This window comes from Terriglobus roseus (assembly GCF_900102185.1).
GTDB lineage: Bacteria > Acidobacteriota > Terriglobia > Terriglobales > Acidobacteriaceae > Terriglobus > Terriglobus roseus_A.
Map to the genome: position 1 here is coordinate 1,849,724 of NZ_LT629690.1, position 17,798 is coordinate 1,867,521.

The window sequence follows — 17,798 nt, forward strand, 5'->3', positions numbered from 1 at the left end:
GCGAAATATAAGGGCCATATTGTGTTGTTTTCCTCTGATTTTCACGGCCTCGTAAAAAGGGTTTGACGAAAGTATTTCTTACCGACTAGTATTCGCCCGTTCTCGCTAAAAACCGAGATGCACCGTACAGGTATGGCAAAGGGAGCCTTCCCGGCGGTAGAAATCGAAACCTTTCGAAACTCTTGAGGAGTGACCATGACGTTCCGTAACCCACTTTCCCGCATGACCCTAGGGGCAGGTCTACTTCACCCCATGCGCATTGCGGCGCCACTTGCCCTGGTGGCAACTATGACGCTTTCCGCAGGCGCGCAGCTTGCAGGAAAGGGCGCCATCAATGGCCGCGTCGTGGACAACACCGGCGCCGCCGTCCCTGATGCAACGGTGACCATCAAGGACAACGCGACCAATAAGCAGCAGAGCCTCAAGTCCAGTGGGTCGGGCGAGTACAGCTTCTCCCTTGATCCGGGCAAGTACACCATCACGGTCTCCCACGATGGCTTCAAGTCCGTGACGCAGGAGAATGTAAACGTCAATGCGTTGCAGACGTTCTCTGTCGATCTGACGTTGCCCACCGGCGAAACGACGGAATCAGTTACGGTCGTCGACACACCGCCGACCCTCGAGACTTCCAATGCGGCCCTGGGCGTCACCATTGAACAGGAGCAGTACTCGGCCCTGCCGCTGATCCAGGACGGCGGCGGTCAGCGCCGCGCGACCGACTTCGCCGCGTTGCTGCCGGGTGTTAACTCGCAGACAACGAACGGAAACCAGACCACGAATGCAGGTTCGGTCAACGGCTCTGGTAGCCGTGGTGCGGTATCGGCGATCTACATCAATGGTGTGCCCATCACTTCAGTAGCAGGTGAAGGCGATCCACGCTTCGTTTGGACGTCCATGGCCGTCGACGCAATTGAGCAGTTCCAGGTGCAGACTGTTGGCTATTCGGCAATCTACGAAGGCCAGGGCGTTCAGAACTACGTGGTGAAGCGTGGTACGAACAACATCCATGGCGCCGCGTATGACTACTTCCGCGATACCGGGCTGGATACCTGGGGCTTCCAGCAGACGATCAATCCAGTGACGGGTCGCGCGCAGAAGCCGACCGAACATCAGCACGAGTATGGCCTGTTTGCCGGTCTTCCCATCATCAAAGACAAGCTCTTCGTCTTTGGCGGTTACGAAGGCTACCGCTTCTCCCGGCAGGTGCCGTATCAGCTTGAAACCATCCCCACGCTTCGTATGCGTCAGGGTGATTTCGGTGAGTTTGTGTCCAACCCGGCGAGCTGCGGCACCGCGGCCACCACACAAGCAGTCGCTGGCTGCATCTACGATCCGGACAGCACAAAGCTGGTGACGATCAACGTAAACGGTAAGGCGACGCAGGCCTATCAGCGTACGCCGTTTGCCAACAACATCATTCCTATGTCGCGTCTGTCTCCTGTGGCGCAGCGCATGCAGTCCTATCTGCCCGCACCCACCAACGGCAACGTGAACAATAACTACCTGGTCAACTACAAGACCGGCTTGAACAACTGGACCACCACGAATCGCTTCGATTGGACGATCAATCAGAAGCAGGCAGCATCGGTAGTGCTGGCGTGGGGACGCCAGGCAACGACCGCTCCTGCGGCTGTAACTGTCTCCTCCACATCGAACGGTTTGCCGGCACCGTATATCTCGTCGCAACAGTTTTCGCCAAAGACGAAGGTCTTCCTGTTTGAGCATACGTATGCCATCACCCCGCACATCACAAACCAGTTGAAGTACGGTTATGGTCGCTATGATGGCCCCGGCTACAACCAGGATATCGGTGGTAACTATGGCGCGGCCGCGAACGGTATCCAGGGTCTGCCTGCGGGCCAGGCACAGGATTCGTTCCCGACCGTCACCTTCAGCGGCAACACCAACATCAACCGTTGGGCTGGTTACTCCAGCAATCGCCCAGTTGCGAATGGTTATGTGTTGCTCGACAACCTGCAGTGGGTGAAGGGAAGCCACACGTTCACTTTCGGCTTCCAGATCGCCTGGATGCAGTACAACTTCTTGAACAATGCAACGGGTGTTAATCCGCTGCAGCTGACGTTCACCAATGCACTGACAGCTGGCTATAGCAACAACACCACGGCGCTTTCAACCTCAGGTCAGGGCTACGCCAGCTACATGTTGGGCGCGGCCAATTCCGGTGGCTTTACGTTGTCTTCCGTGCCCGAGACGGGTGGTCGCTTCCGTCCGCAGTCGCCCTATTTCCAGGACAATTGGAAGGTCACCTCGAAGCTGACGCTCGATTACGGCTTGCGTTGGGATTATTTCCCAACGTATCGCGAAGTGAAGAACCGCTTCGCCTACTTTGATCCGAATGCAACGAATCCGCTTACGGGATCGAAGGGTGCACTTGCCTTCGGTGGTTACGGTAACGGTCTCTGCAACTGCAGCAGCCCGGTTCATGACTACATGAAGAACTTCGGACCCCGTGTTGGATTTGCCTACCAGGCTGATCCAAAGACGGTATTCCGTGGAAGCTTCAGCGTGATCTACACCCACGGCAACGCGAATGGCGGTTCAGCGACCAGCCGTCAGGGCTCCGGTCTGCAGGGCTACAGCGTGAGCCCAAGTACCACGGTGGTTCAACCGACGGCCAGCCAGACGGGAACACAGTACTGGAAGATCGACAACCCGTATCCGGCCTACACCTTGCCGCCAACGCTTGATCCAGGCCTGGGTACGTCCTACACAACAGCAACGACTGCCTCGTCGCAGACACCCACGTACGCCGATCCCTACTACGGTGGACGTGCGCCCCAGTTCCTAAACTGGAACTTTGGCCTGCAGCGTGAGATCAGCCCAAGCACCACGTTGACAATCAGCTACGTCGGATCGCAGGGACACTTCCTGCAACCTGACAGCTTGAATGGTCGCGGCATTGCCAGCAATCAGCTCGATCCCAAATACCTGGGGCTGGGCACGCAGTTGTCGAACACCGCCACCGCGGCGAATCTGGCAGCGGCAGGCGTAACGGTGCCGTATGCAAGCTTTGGCGGATCGCAGAATCCCTCCATTGCTCAGGCTCTGAAGCCATACGCGCAGTACGGCAGCATCAGCGACGCATATGGATTTGTTGGCAACACCCGCTTCCACGCGTTGCAGCTGTACATGACGAAGCGTCTGACGCACGGCCTCACCTTCATGACGAACTATCAGTGGGCGAAGTCGATCGACAACAATGGAACGTTCCGTTCCGGTTACGACATTCCGGCAGCGTATGCGTCTGATGGACACTTCCATGCGGCGCGTTCACTGGACAAGAGCCTGTCGCTCGGTGATCAGCGCCACAAGTTCGTTGTAACCGGCGCTTACAATCTGCCTTTCGGCACCGGCGTTTTAGGTGGCGGCAATGCGTTCACACGAACTGCGTTCGGTGGCTTTAAGCTGTCTGGCATCTTTACGGCGTTCTCTGGCGCACCCCTGTCCATCACGATGAACTCGTGCAACACGAACCCGTCGCAGAACGTTTGCTACCCGTTCCTGAACCCGAACTATTCGGGTAACGGACAGATTCAGGGCAGCACACGTCCAAAGACCTCGGCCGATCTGGGAACCACGCAGTACTTGGATTCCAACGCCTTCCTAAGCACCGCGAACACGCCAAACTACATGTTCAGCACCACGGCGCGTTCGGCTGCTCTGCCGGGATTGTTCCAGCCGGGCAACTACAACCTGGACATGAGCCTTCGCCGGTCGATTGACATCCCCACCGGTGGGCTGCATGAAGGTACCAAGCTGGTACTTGAGGCGGACTACTTCAACGTGACGAACCATACTCGGTTTGTCTACAGCCAGTCGAATGCCGTTATCAGCACGTTTGGAACCTCCAGCTATGGCACCAAGGTTCGCGACACAACCGTTCCGTATATCCGCGCGTTGCAGCTTGCTGCTCGTATCGAGTTCTAACTCTTAACCTCACAAAGACAAGACCACCGATTAATATGATCGGTGGTCTTGTCTTCTTCCTTCTTATGCGAATCTCATCTTGTCTCTCCGTTGCCGTATTGATTGCCGTTTCCACCTCCACAAACCTGCAAGCGCAGGTGGCAGCAGGTGGTGGTGGCGTGCCGCGCCCTGACCAGTTCTTTTCTGTGCAGGCGCCGTTCAACAGCGGAATCTTTGTTAAACCGGGCAAAGAACTTTCTGCCGCACAGATCAAGAAGCGCGATGAAGCGTGGCGTGCTGAGATACGCAAACAGCTTTTCGTGCCAGATCCTCTACCTGCTTTGCAGGCGAAGGTGTGGTCGACGTTCTCACCCACGCCCGGCGTTTTGGCGGACCGTGTCACATACTCCACGGCCAACGGCATGCGTGTGCCGGCCATCGTCTATCGGCCTGATCCCCGGACCACGCACTGGAAGGGCAAGCTGCCCGGCGTCGTCGTTGTGAATGGACACGGCAATGACAAGTTCGGCTGGTATGCCTTTTACAGCGGCATCCTGTTTGCCAAGGCTGGAGCCGTTGCCGTCACGTACGACCAGATTGGCGAAGGCGAACGCAATGCGCACAAAGCCAGCCGCCAGTCTCCGGCAGAGCATGATAAGGTCGTCGATTTGCCGCATTGGGGGCAGCGTCTCGCAGGATTAATGCAGGTGGATGCGATGCAGGGAGTCAGCTACCTGCGTTCGCTTCCACAAGTAGACCCGCAGCGTATCGGCATGGTGGGATACTCGCTGGGGTCCTTGATCGCGGGTATTACAGGCGCCATTGATCTTCGCATTCATGCGATTGTGCTGAGTGGAGGCGGGGTCTATGACGGACCTCACGAGTATTACGACAGCAATAAGCTGCCATGCCAAACGCCGCCATATCTGTCGTTGGGTGTTCTTGGGGATCGCGGAGCCATCCTGTATGCGCTCAACGCCGCTCGTGGACCGTTGTACGTGATGAACGGCGAGAGCGACACTGTGATGAAGATGGCGGATCATCCGCAGCCGTGGTTCGATGCTGTGCGTGCGCGAGCAATTGCGCTGAACGGCAATGATCGGAACATGTTTACAAACATCATGTACCCCGGCATTAGTCATCGGACAAGCTGGGTGAATCTGGACGGAATGCTCTGGCTGAACCAGCAACTTCACTTCGCGCTTTGGGATGAAGCAGCGATCCGGGCCGCAGGGACAACCCATATCTCCAAATGGATCAGCGCCAATAACGTCGATATTTCGCCCACGTACTTCCGCGAAGACCGCGAAGGTGGCCTGGACGCCGTGGGACAGGGTTTCCCCGCGATTCCTCGTAAAGATTTAATGGTGCTTCCTGATGCCGAGTGGGAGCAGCAGAAGAATACGCTGATTTACGATGCCTGGGCTGCTAAGGCCCGCGCGCTGGAGGAAGGAAAGGCTCAGTGATGCCGATGCGCGTAAGCGTTACTTTTATGCGAGTCCGCAGCCCCTTTCAGGGCTGAAGAATGTATAAGTTTTACAACGCAATTGTTGGTTTCAACGTGTCACCTGCTTTGCCTTCTCAGGAGATCTAAACTTGTCCGTTACTCGAAAACCGGATGCACGTAAGAAGAACCGCTCCGGCCGAATCAAAATTCAGGACGTCGCCCGGCTGGCGCAGGTATCGCTCAGCACCGTTTCTGGCGTGCTGAACGAAAAGGACAATATCCGTCCGGAGACACGGCAGCGCGTGCTGGACGTGATTGCACAGCTTGGCTATACGCCGAACATGTTTGCCAGCAATCTGGCGCGTCGTCGGACCAAACTGATCGGCATTATCGTTTCGGATCTATTGAATCCGTTCTTTGCAGAGATTGCGCGTGCGCTCGACATCGAAGCTCGGAAGCATGGCTACGAGACATTTCTGGCCTCTACGAACTTCAACATGGAGCAACAGGGAGAAGCCGTTCGCCAGATGCTATCCCTTCGTGTGGCTGGCATTGCCATGATGACCTCTGAAAACGACCCGGAGGCATTCTTTCAGCTCAAAGCCAGCGGCACGCCTGCGGTCTATCTGGACAACAATCACTCTGCACCAACCATCGGTACGGTACGCGTGGACAAGCGCCACGGAATGTACGTGGCTGTAAAGCATCTGCTGGAGCTTGGACACAGGCGCATTCTGCTGATCAAGAATTCGCAGCGTGATTCCAACGCTCCGCCGATGTTCTCGCATATGGAGCGACAAATCGGCTTTGAAGAAGCCCTGCACCAGTACAACGCCGCTGATATGGATGTTCACATCATCGATGAACCAGGCGAGCCAGCGGCAGCCGGGCTGAGTGCCGTTGAACGGGCGTTGAAGCATTATCGTTTTACTGCTGTGGTGGCCATCAACGACCTTGTGGCGTTGGGTGCATTCCGGGCACTGCAAGCTGCCGGTCGAACGATTCCCAATGATGTTTCAGTTGTGGGATTCGATGACACGTATCTGTGCCGCTTCCTGCATCCTCCATTAACGACGGTGGCAACCCCTCGCAACGAACTGGCGCACAGCGTTTTGGATATGCTGTTCCGCTACGTCGATGGCGAAGAGCACGTGAACGAACCGACGCTGTCGGCGAACATCGTCTTGCGTGAATCGACGGCTCCCCCCGCCAAAGAATAGACCGCACCACAGAGGAACGTTATGCGCCGCATCCTTGTCCTTTCATGTGTATTCATGGGGGGCGTTTGCCTTCCAGCGCAAACTCACACTCCCGCCTCGAGCGAGAGCGTGCTTTGGTACCGACAGCCTGCTCCAATATGGGACCATGCTTTGCCCATCGGCAACGGACGACTTGGTGCCATGGTCTTCGGAGGTGCAAACACCGGCGCGAACAATGGCGATCTGCAGGACGCTAAGGAAAACGCTGCGTTGATGGATGGTAGCCAGACCTCGGCTGCTGACGAACATCTGCAACTGAACGAAACCAGCGTGTGGCAGGGAAGTCGTGCAGATCGATTGAATCCCAAAGGGCGAGAATCGTTTCTTGAGGCACGCAAGCTACTGCTGGAATCGAAAGGCACTGACGGCGAAAAGATAGCCGCAGCGGAGAAGATCGCTCAGGAAGGCATGCTTGGCGTGCCCATCAAAATGCCTGGCTACAGCACACTAGGCGATCTCTATCTGCGCGCAACCAACGCCCAGCCAGTCAGCGACTATCGCCGCGAACTTGATCTGCAGACAGGCGTAGTCCGTGTCACCTACACGATGAATGGTGTGCACTACGCACGCGAAGTGTTCGCGTCGATTCCTCAGCAACTCATCGTTATGCGGATTTCGGCAGATAAGAAAGGCGCGATCAGTTTCCACGCCAGCATGGATAGGCCTGATGACTTTGCGACCCGCACGCAAGGCAATGACACGCTGGTGTTGCGGGAAGGCGCAAAACACGAAGGGCAGATTCACTTTGCTGGTGAGACAAAGTTCATTGCCTTTGGAGGCACTGTGAACGCGGACGGCAAAGAGATTGTCGTAGCGGGTGCAGACACTGTCACGGTGCTGATTGCTGCAGCGACGGACTTTAAGGGCGGCCCGTTTGCAGGTGGCGATCCGGAGCAGCAATGCCAGCAAGTATTCCGTAGAGCAGCCGACCTGACATTCCTTGCCATGTTTGGGGCTCAGCAAGCGGTGTATCAACCCGTTTACCGGCGTATGTCGCTTCAGTTGGGTTCGAGTGATGCCGCAATCGCATCGATACCTACGGATGAGCGAGTGAAGCGCGTTAGTGCTGGGGCCGACGATCTTGGATTGCAGCAGCTTTACTTTCAGTTCGGTCGTTATCTGTTGATCAGTTCCTCGCGCCCGGACGGCCTGCCTGCAAACCTGCAAGGACTTTGGGCGGCAGGCGTTAACAATCCGTGGGGATCGAAGTACACCATCAACGTGAACACGGAGATGAATTACTGGCTTGCCGAACCTGCCGGACTCTCAGACACGACCGTACCGTTGATCAACCTCATCGACATGGTGCGTACGCCATCGAGTGGAAGCGGAACCCAGGTTGCGCAGAAGTACTACAGCGCGCGTGGCTTTGTGGTTCATCACAATACTGATCTATGGGGCGATGCAGAACCCATCGATGGGTATCAATACGGCATCTGGCCGATGGGCGGCGCGTGGCTGGCGTTGCATGCTTGGGAGCACTACGCCTTCACGTTGGACAACGCATTTCTGAAGCAGCGTGCATGGCCCATCTTGCATGATGCGTCGCAGTTCTATCTGGACTACCTGACTAACGATGGCTCAGGACACCTGGTTACAGGGCCATCGTTATCGCCAGAGAACAAGTACAAACTGCCGGATGGTAAGTCGCATTCGTTGACCATGGGGCCAACCATGGACATGGAAATTGTTCGTGAACTCTTCACACGCACGTTAGATAGCGGACGTGTGCTGCATGAAGACCCTGCATTCCTGAAGCAGGTTGAAGATGCTCGAGCGAAACTACTGCCATTCCAGGTGGGCAAGTTGGGCCAGTTGCAGGAGTGGCCGTTGGACTACACAGAAGATGCTCCGGGGCATCGCCACATTTCGCATCTGTGGGCTTTGTTTCCGGGCACGCAGATTTCGTTAGCGCACACACCGGAACTTGCGAAAGCAGCGCGCGTCACGCTGGAACGTCGGCTTGCGAATGGCGGTGGGCAGACAGGATGGTCGCGCGCCTGGGTAGTCAATTACTGGGACCACCTGCACGAAGGTGAGAAGGCATACGAGAGCCTGCAGGTGCTGTTCCGGCAATCGACCTTCCCCAATCTGATGGACACGCATCCGCCAGGAGTCTTCCAGATTGACGGCAATCTTGGGGCAGCTAATGGAATGCTTGAAGCAATTCTGCAATCGCGCTGGATAGAGGATGGCGCAGAGTTGGAGTTGCTTCCTGCATTGCCGCGACAGTGGAGCTCCGGTTCAGTCAGCGGTCTGCGTGTACGGGGCGGTGCAAGCGTAGACATGCGTTGGGTCAACGGCAAGATCATCGCTTTGCGAATCCATGCAGACGGAGATACGAAGCTGCAACTGTTATTACCGACAGGAAGTACTGTTGCGGAAGTTATAAGTCAGGGTAGAAAAGTTGCTCTAACAGCAGGTGCACTGTCAGTGAAGAGAAATCAATCGTACGAAGTGAAAATTCAATAAACATAGACGAAGCCCCGCAAGGGGCTTCACTCTTTCGCATCTAACGAGACTTGCCGGTCGCGTACCGCTTGCTGCGCAATCGCACAAGGGAACGTATGCTGTTAGCAACGGATCGGCTGGTCCGTGTATGGTTCTGGCGGCGAACTATCTCCGCCCTTCGTAAACGGTCCCTTTTTCTGTGAAGGAGTTTCGAATGTCCGGTACCACCCCCAGCACTCCCCTTGAACAAGATGAACTGAGCAAGATTCATGCTTATTGGCTGGCCTGCAACTATCTTTCCGCAGGCATGATTTATTTGCGCGACAATCCATTGCTGCGCGAACCACTCAAGCCAGAACACATTAAGAACAGGTTGCTGGGACACTGGGGTTCTGATCCTGGTCAGTCATTCGTATGGGTTCATCTGAACCGGCTGATTCGCAAGTATGACCTGGATGTGATGTATGTTTCGGGCCCTGGGCATGGTGCTCCCGCAACACTGGCCAACAGCTATCTGGAAGGACATTACAGCGAGATCTATCCCGATCGCACGCTGGATGATGCGGGCATGAAGCGGTTCTTCTGCCAGTTCTCTTTTCCGGGAGGCATTGGTAGCCATTGCACGCCAGAAACACCGGGGTCAATTCATGAAGGCGGAGAACTGGGATACAGCTTGTCGCACGCTTATGGAGCGGCTTTCGATAATCCCGAGTTGATCGTTACGTGTGTTGTTGGCGACGGGGAAGCAGAGACAGGCCCGCTGGCAACGTCATGGCATTCGAACAAGTTCTTAAATCCCATTCGTGATGGCGCGGTACTTCCGATTCTTCATCTCAACGGATACAAGATTGCGAACCCCACGATCCTCGCGCGTATTCCGCACGAAGAGTTGGAGTGGCTCTTCCTCGGCTTGGGATACAAGCCTTACTTTGTCGAAGGTTCTGATCCCCTGGTGATGCATCAGGAGATGGCCGCAACACTTGAAAGGTGCGTGCTGGAGATCCGTGAGATTCAGGATGCCGCTCGTGCTGCAGGAACATTTGAACGTCCTCGTTGGCCTATGATCGTGCTGCGTTCCCCCAAAGGATGGACAGGCCCGAAGGAAGTAAATGGCCACAAGGTGGAGGACTTCTGGCGCGCACATCAAGTGCCGATTCTTGATCCGGTCACTAATCCGAAGAGCCTTGCGATGGTGGAAGAATGGCTGCGTAGCTATAAGCCGGAAGAGCTATTTGATGAAACAGGTCGACTGCGTGCGGAGCTACGTGCCACAGCGCCGGAAGGGTCTCGCCGCATCAGCGCAAACCCTCATGCCAATGGTGGCGTGCTTCGCCAGCCGTTGAGTCTTCCGGACTTCCGTGCCTACACGGTGGAAGTGAAAAAGCCTGGTGCGGAGTACATCTCACCAACTGCAACATTGGCATCGTTTCTGCGCGATGTCATGAAGCAGAACATGAAGACATTCCGCGTCTTTGGTCCGGACGAAACTGCATCCAACAAGCTTGATGGCATCTATGCCGCATCCGAAAAGACGTGGATAGCAGAGTACAAGCCAGAGGATGCCGACGGTACTGAGATCGCGCTCGATGGCCGCGTGATGGAAATGCTTAGCGAACACACGTTGGAAGGATGGTTTGAAGGATATGTCCTAACCGGACGACATGGATTCTTCTCAACTTACGAGGCCTTCGTTCATGTCATCGATTCCATGTTTAACCAACATGCGAAGTGGTTGGAGAAATCAAAGAACGAACTAAGCTGGCGTGCGCCCATCTCTTCTATCAACCTGCTGATTACATCGCTAGTGTGGAGACAGGACCACAACGGGTTCACGCATCAAGACCCCGGTTTCCTGGACATTGTTACGAACAAGAGCCCGGATGTTGTTCGCATCTACATGCCACCAGATGCGAACTGCTTGCTGAGTGTTGCGAACCATTGCCTCAAGTCGGTCGACTACTTCAATGTGATCGTCGCAGACAAGCAGCCTCATCTCACCTACCTCAGCATGGACGATGCCATAAAGCATTGCACGAAGGGCATCGGCATATGGGATTGGGCAAGCACTGATAACGGAGAAGAGCCGGATGCTGTTTTGGCCTGCGCGGGCGACGTTCCAACGATGGAAGCTCTTGCTGCTGCTGCCATTCTGAAAGAAAAGTTGCCAGATCTAAAACTGCGCTTTGTAAATGTGGTCGATCTGTTCCGCCTTACACCCAATGCAGAGCATCCGCATGGTTTGTCAGATCGTGATTTCGATTCCTTGTTCACTAAGAACAAGCCAGTTATCTTCGCGTTTCATAGCTACGCATCGCTGATACACAAACTCGCGTATCGCCGCGAGAATCATGAGAATATCCACGTTCGCGGTTACAAAGAAAAGGGCAACATCAACACGCCGCTGGAACTGGCCATCATCAACCAGATTGATCGTTTCAACCTTGCGATTGACGTCATTGATAGAGTGCCGCGTTTCCGCGACACGGCTGCGCACCTGAAAGACTGGCTTAAGAACGAAATTATCGAACACCTGAACTATGCCTATGCCGAAGGCATCGACAGCGAAGAGATTCGCAACTGGACATGGCCGGGCTAATGCGATGAGTGTGACGCATAAGACCATCCTCACGTTGAACAGTGGTTCCTCGTCGTTGAAGTTCGGAGTCTTTGCAAACTCAGACGACGATGAGGAACTGTTGTTGTCCGGCAGCGCGCAGGGAATCGGTCGTGACGACGGAACTCTTCAGATCCAGTCTGCGGATGGAACTGCGCTACTGCACCGCGAGGCGGTCCATGAATCGCAGTCTGAAGCACTCCAAGCGATCGCAGCTTCTTTGCAGGCGTATTTGCACACGACTCCCATCGCCGTTGGTCATCGCATTGTTCACGGTGGACCACACCTGCAAGAGCATCAGCGCATAACGCCGCAGTTATTACAAACGTTGGATGAGGCAGTTCATTTTGCGCCACTGCATATTCCATCGGCTTTGCAGCTTGTTCGTCAGGCGCAGGAGATATTTGCTGACGCAACCCATATCGCATGTTTCGATACGGCGTTCCATCGCACCATGCCACCAGTGGCAGCACAGCTTCCTCTGCCATCGCATTATTTTGAAGAAGGTGTGATGCGTTACGGCTTTCATGGCCTTTCGTACGAGTCCATCGTGCATCGCCTTGGCAGTAGTCTTCCGGAGCGAGTGGTGATGGCGCATCTTGGAAACGGTAGCAGCGTAACTGCAGTCTTCCGTGGCAAGTCCATCGACACCAGCATGGGGCTCACGCCAACCGGTGGTGTCGTAATGGGAACACGTACAGGCGACCTGGACCCCGGCGTGTTGCTGTACCTGATGCGCAAAGAGGCATTGAATGCAGATGCACTGGAAGCTCTGCTGAACCACAGGTGCGGACTTGCAGGCTATAGCGATGGTGAAAGCGACATGCGTGCGCTGTTACAACGCCGCGCAACAGGCGATGCATCTGCCTCACTTGCCATCGATGCATTCTGTCTTAGCGTTCGCAAGACCATTGGAGCGTACGCGGCGCTGATGGGAGGCGTCGATCTCTTGGTCTTCACAGGAGGCATTGGCGAGCACAGTGACGAAGTACGCGCCAAGATATGTGATGGCTTGGCATTTCTGGGCCTCACACCGGATCGCATCACTGTTGGTCCGGCGCAGGAAGAACTGCAGATGGCGCGGCATTGTCGCACCATTCTGCAATAGATCTTTCAGGTGTTTCGATACGAACGATTCGCTAATTCGGCGTTGGTTTTGAGACGCTATCCACCACGATCACATCCACCGGTATCTTGCCGGAGTCCAGCTTCAGTCCGAACTCCTCAGAAAGCGCTGTGATAAGGGGCGGCGGTGTGTCACTGCTGTCGGACTGCGGTGGAGCCTTCAGCCCCATCTTCATCAGTTGGTTGTCATCCATCTGGTACTTCAGCGTGCCGTTGTAGCGGGCAGCGCCCAGATTCGTCTGGTCAACGACAGGGTGGTCAAACATGTCAGATTGCAGAAAGCGCGCGAACTCCTGCATGGTTGCGTTATTGATGAATAGCCGTCCCGGAGGCAGACCGAATCCCGGAATATCGCCGGATCCCGCAGGCGACGGCTTCATCTTGATGCCGCTCTTAGCCACCGTCAATGAGTATGCCGTCATGGTGCGTTTCTCGGTGTGATATTTCAACCCATAACGATCCGTCATGAGTTTCGCGACCTCACTCATGAACTGTTTCAAGCTTGGCTGTCCGGGCGTGTCCGGTTTGGCATCGATGTCATATTTTTCCTGCGTGGCCCAGTCGGGGAGCCCCACAATCTGCACCGCATTCAAGCCCAATGAGATCGTCATCATCTTTTCAAGAGTGAGCCCCTTGCCGATGAAATTTCCGCGATTCAGCAGGAAGGCGAATCCCTTGTCACCAGGCGCCTGAGGCTTGATGGTAGCTACCTCAAACGATGGATTTGCGTTGGGATCCATTTTGGGCTGCGGCGGCGGAGGCTCTGGAATGGCCCATGCCGTCTCTGTCGTGGCGCGCGCGAAGATGAGCGGTACCTTACTATCGCCCTGAGTGCGGGTTCCGGAGATGGTGTCACCGTCCGGCGACATCTTGCCTTCATAGCTGATGAAGGCTCGCTCGATGTTGAGTTTCAGCGTTCCGTCAGCGAACTCAACCTTGTCGATGGGGATTGCCGGAGATCTCTGGTCGATGAACCACATGGTTCCTTTCCAGCCATTGTCCGCCTTCTCAATCTTCACGACCCACCGGTTGTCTTTGCCGTCGGGCTGACGCACTGCGCCCTGCCATGTGCCGTCGAGCTTTACCTGTGGTGCAGTTTGCGCCGCGGCAGCGGGAAGCGTGACCGACATAATCGGCAGCAACGAACCACAGGCGAGAACCACCGAACGAACCGGTACGGATAAGTGAAGGCGCATGTCGACCTCGCAGAACTTGTGGCGGGAAATTAGAACCATAGTACGGCGGTCCCTGACGGAACAGATGTGAAATCGCGAGCGTCATGACAGCTTATGGGATGTGACGGAAGGCCGAGCAAAGCGGAAGCTTACGGCAAACAAAAAAAGCCCCTATCGACAATGAAGCCGATAGGGGGGAGGCCAGTGACGCAACTTGTAGCGGCGGGATGTTGGCTCTACCGTCCGCAATCTTTCGGGCGCTCTCGCCCTCACACTGATTATGACGCAAAAATCTATGAGAAGTTGCATATTTTTGCTTTTAGGCTAAGAAATCTACATTTTTTAGTAGAACTGGCGTGGTTTGGCGTTTCTAAGGGCTATTTGGGTGGCTCGTTGGGCCGTTTTCGACCATAAAAAACGGAAGCCGCGATCTCTCACGGCTTCCGTTCTCCACTTTTTGGTAGGAAATGCGGCTACCAGCCGCGGGTCTGCATGAGTTCCTTTTCTTCGATGGCGAGGGCTGCGAGGCCCTTCATGCTTCCCAGAACCTGCGCGCTGACTTCCGCGAGGATCTTGGGGTCGTCGAAGTGGCGGGCGGCCTGAACGATGGCGGTGGCGCGACTGACGGCTTCTTCGCGCTCCTTGGCATTGTTCTCCACGTCCAGCGGGGTGGCGCGTTCCTTCATAAAGATGCCGCTGCCGACGAAAACCGTCTCCGCGCCGAGCTGCATCATCAGGGCTGCGTCTGCCGGGGTGGCGATGCCGCCAGCGGAGAAGTTCGGGACTGGCAGCTTGCCCAGTTCCTTGACCATGCGGACGAGTTCGTACGGCGCGCCATGGTTCTTGGCTGCGTGGTACAGCTCGTCGTCGCTCATGACGGTCAGCTGCTTGATCTCGCGTGTCATGGTGCGCATGTGCTGTACAGCGTGGATCACGTCGCCGGTACCGGGTTCGCCCTTGGTGCGGATCATGGCTGCGCCTTCCGCGATGCGGCGAAGCGCTTCACCCAGGTTGCGTGCACCGCAGACAAAGGGCGTGGTGAACGCGTGCTTGTCGATGTGGAAAGTGTCGTCGGCGGGTGTGAGGACTTCCGACTCGTCGATGAAGTCGACTCCCAGCTCCTGCAGGATCTGCGCTTCGACGAAGTGGCCGATGCGGGCCTTCGCCATCACGGGGATGGAGACGGAGCCGATGATTTCCTTGATGAGCTTGGTGTTCGCCATACGGGCCACGCCACCCTCGGCGCGGATCATGGCAGGGACGCGCTCAAGCGCCATGACGGAGACGGCGCCCGCTTCTTCAGCGATGCGAGCCTGCTCAACGTTCATGACGTCCATGATGACGCCGCCCTTGAGCATTTCCGCCAGACCGGTCTTGAGACGAAGGCCGTGCGGCGCGTAGTTGCCGTTGGAAGAGGACAGGTCAGCCATGGCGAAATGCTCCTTTTAATGACGAATGTTCCGGATGTTATGACGGAGATAGCTTCATTTTAGCAGCGATGTCGAGGTTTGTTTCGTGCGCATGAATCGCTGTTGCTTGTTTGGTCTCTGCGTTAGTCGCGGAGATAGGAAAGCGTCGAAGGCCGCATAGGTGTCGGGGTAAAGTTACGCGTTGCAGAGCTGTCTTTTTGTGGTGTTGGCTTCGCTTCCTTTGCGGGCGTGGGGACCGGAGCGGCCGCGGTTTCATGCAACGGGAGTTCGCCGTGGAGGACCGCTATGATCGCGTCGCCCCAACGGGCGGCTTTCGCAGCACCGATGCCGGATACGTCTTCCAGATCTTCCACGGAGCGGGGATTGTCGAGGACGATCTGGCGGAGGGTACGGTCGCCAAAGATGACGAAGGGCGGTTTCTTCATCTTCTTTGCTTCCTCAGTTCGCCAGGTGCGTAAAGCTGCGTCCGCAATCTTCTGATCTGCGGTGAGTGGCGTATTCTCCTGATCGCTCTTCTGCGATTTGGCGCGGCTCCCAGAAGAACCGTTCTTCGACTGGCTGCGTGACCGCTTGGATGGCAGAGCGGCTGTTTCTGTGATGTCGCGCATCTGGATGCCGATGATGGGCTCGCCGTCATTGGCTTCTCGGCCTTCGTGTGTGATGAGGGCGCGGCGATAGGTGATCTCCTTGCCTTCGGGACTGACGAAGCTCGCCGATTCCAGCGTGATGTAGCCGGCACGCCCCATGGCGTCGAGCAGGACGTCGAGTTCCTTGCGATCAAGTTCGTTACGCGAGTAAAGCTCAGTGTGCAGCTTGCCAGTGGATTTGCCGTGGGGGGCGTCAGCAAGTTCGCGGAGGATGCGATGGATCTCACGCAGCTCGGACGATGACGGATCGCGGAAGGTTTGCGAGGAGGCGCGTTCCGGTGAGCAAAAGTCGCAGAGGCCGCAGGCGCGATTGTCTGACATATCGCCGAAGTGACGGATGAGCGCAGACATGCGGCATTCGGCAGCGGAGGCAAAACGCATCATGGCATCAATCTGGCCGCGGCGGAAGCTGACCTGCGTGTTGTAACGAGCCATCCATGCGGGCGACGGATTGTCCGCACGGCTGACGTTGCCGCCCATATCGATCTGCGCGGCCCCCTGTGCGAGCAGTTTGTCGAGCGCAGGACCGAAGACGTCGAGATCGAGCCGCAACTTAATCCGGAGGTCATCAGCATGGATCGGCTCGGCTTGCAAGGCTGTGGCGATGCGCGAGAGCGTGTCCGTCGGCGGGTAGTCCCGCTCCAGGAAAAAGTCGTGCATGCGGCGGTCGGCGAAGCTGTACATCAGGACGGAGCGTGCGGGTTTGCCGTCGCGCCCGGCGCGACCGATCTCCTGATAGAAGCTTTCTACAGTTGAGGGCATGGCCATGTGGAGCACGGTGCGTACATTGGCTTTGTCGATTCCCATACCGAACGCAATGGTGGCGACGACGACTTCGAGTTGACCGTCAAGGAAGCCACGCTGCACCTTGTCGCGCGTAGCGGGTTCCAGGCCCGCGTGATACGTGGCGGTAGGGAATGCGCTGTTGAGTTCGGTGGCAAGCGTTTCCGCATCTTTTCGCGAGGGCGCGTAGATGATGGCAGGCCGACTCGTCGATTCGCTGAGAAGCTTGCGCGCCATCTCCGTACGGCGTGGCTTGGAAACTTCTACGACTTCTACAGCGAGGTTGGTGCGACGGAAGCCTTGAATGAATTCTGCGGCGTTGTTCAGCGCGAGTTCGGCGACGATGTCCTTCTGTACCTGCGGCGTCGCGGTTGCGGTCAACGCGATGATGGGCGCAGGGCGCAGGGCATCAAGATGTGCAGCAAGGTTGCGGTAGTCAGGCCGGAAGTCGTGGCCCCATTGCGAGATGCAGTGGGCTTCGTCAATCGCAATGAGTGAGGGCTTGCGTTTGGCGAGCATGGGGCCAAAGCCGGGCACTCGGAAGCGCTCGGGAGCAATGAAGAGGAACTGAAGTTTGCCGTCGAGATAGTCGCGACAGACCTGGCGGCTGGCTTCGCGGTCGAGGCCGGAGTGAATACGGCCCACGTTGAGGCCAAGCGATGTGAGCTTGTGCGCCTGATCGTCCATGAGCGCAATCAGCGGCGAGATAACCAACGCAGTGCCGCCGCGGGCGATGGCGGGAAGCTGATAGCAGAGGCTTTTGCCCGCGCCCGTAGGCATGACCAGGAGAACATCGCGACCCTTGGTAGCGGCTTCGCAGACGGCACGCTGGCTGGCTCGGAATTCGCGGAATCCGAAGACGCTGTGGAGGAGCGATTCGAGGTCCGGGGATGGGGTGGGCGACTGCATCAGGAGTGGTGCTATTTTCGCACAATCTTCT

The 17,798-nt window shown here is 56.4% G+C and carries 9 protein-coding genes; 6 read left to right on the plus strand and 3 right to left on the minus strand.

Annotation, left to right across the window (positions count from 1 at the left end):
- The first annotated feature begins 195 nt into the window (after positions 1-195).
- The 6 genes from BLT38_RS07910 (at position 196) to BLT38_RS07935 (ending at position 12,806) form a co-directional block, all read left to right on the plus strand.
- Positions 196-3,948 carry a TonB-dependent receptor gene (locus tag BLT38_RS07910; RefSeq protein ID WP_231966817.1) on the plus strand — a complete coding sequence of 1,251 codons (3,753 nt, stop codon included), beginning with the start codon at positions 196-198 and terminating at the stop codon, positions 3,946-3,948.
- 35 nt (positions 3,949-3,983) lie between these two features.
- On the plus strand, positions 3,984-5,393 hold the full coding sequence (locus BLT38_RS07915) for an alpha/beta hydrolase family protein (protein WP_083344678.1): 1,410 nt from the start codon (positions 3,984-3,986) through the stop codon (positions 5,391-5,393).
- Positions 5,394-5,523: 130 nt separating this feature from the next.
- The gene (locus BLT38_RS07920) at positions 5,524-6,594 is read left to right on the plus strand and encodes a LacI family DNA-binding transcriptional regulator (RefSeq protein WP_083344679.1); all 1,071 of its coding nucleotides are present in this window, start codon (positions 5,524-5,526) and stop codon (positions 6,592-6,594) included.
- Between the two features lie 108 nt (positions 6,595-6,702).
- The gene (locus BLT38_RS07925; protein WP_172838185.1) at positions 6,703-9,105 is read left to right on the plus strand and encodes a glycosyl hydrolase family 95 catalytic domain-containing protein; all 2,403 of its coding nucleotides are present in this window, start codon (positions 6,703-6,705) and stop codon (positions 9,103-9,105) included.
- A 193-nt stretch (positions 9,106-9,298) separates the two neighbouring features.
- Positions 9,299-11,680 (plus strand): phosphoketolase, encoded by a 2,382-nt coding sequence (locus BLT38_RS07930; RefSeq protein WP_083344681.1) that lies wholly within the window; start codon positions 9,299-9,301, stop codon positions 11,678-11,680.
- 4 nt (positions 11,681-11,684) lie between these two features.
- Positions 11,685-12,806, plus strand: a complete 1,122-nt coding sequence (locus BLT38_RS07935; protein WP_083344682.1) for an acetate/propionate family kinase — start codon at positions 11,685-11,687, stop codon at positions 12,804-12,806.
- 31 nt (positions 12,807-12,837) lie between these two features.
- On the opposite strand, the gene BLT38_RS07940 is transcribed toward BLT38_RS07935, so the two are convergent.
- The 3 genes from BLT38_RS07940 to BLT38_RS07950 form a co-directional block, all read right to left on the minus strand.
- Entirely contained in the window at positions 12,838-14,019 is a 1,182-nt protein-coding gene (locus tag BLT38_RS07940) for a TIGR03435 family protein (RefSeq protein ID WP_172838186.1), read from the minus strand.
- A 452-nt stretch (positions 14,020-14,471) separates the two neighbouring features.
- The gene (pdxS, locus tag BLT38_RS07945; protein ID WP_083344684.1) at positions 14,472-15,428 is read right to left on the minus strand and encodes a pyridoxal 5'-phosphate synthase lyase subunit PdxS; all 957 of its coding nucleotides are present in this window, start codon (positions 15,426-15,428) and stop codon (positions 14,472-14,474) included.
- A 122-nt stretch (positions 15,429-15,550) separates the two neighbouring features.
- On the minus strand, positions 15,551-17,767 hold the full coding sequence (locus BLT38_RS07950; protein WP_083344685.1) for a RecQ family ATP-dependent DNA helicase: 2,217 nt from the start codon (positions 17,765-17,767) through the stop codon (positions 15,551-15,553).
- Between the last annotated feature and the right edge of the window lie 31 nt (positions 17,768-17,798).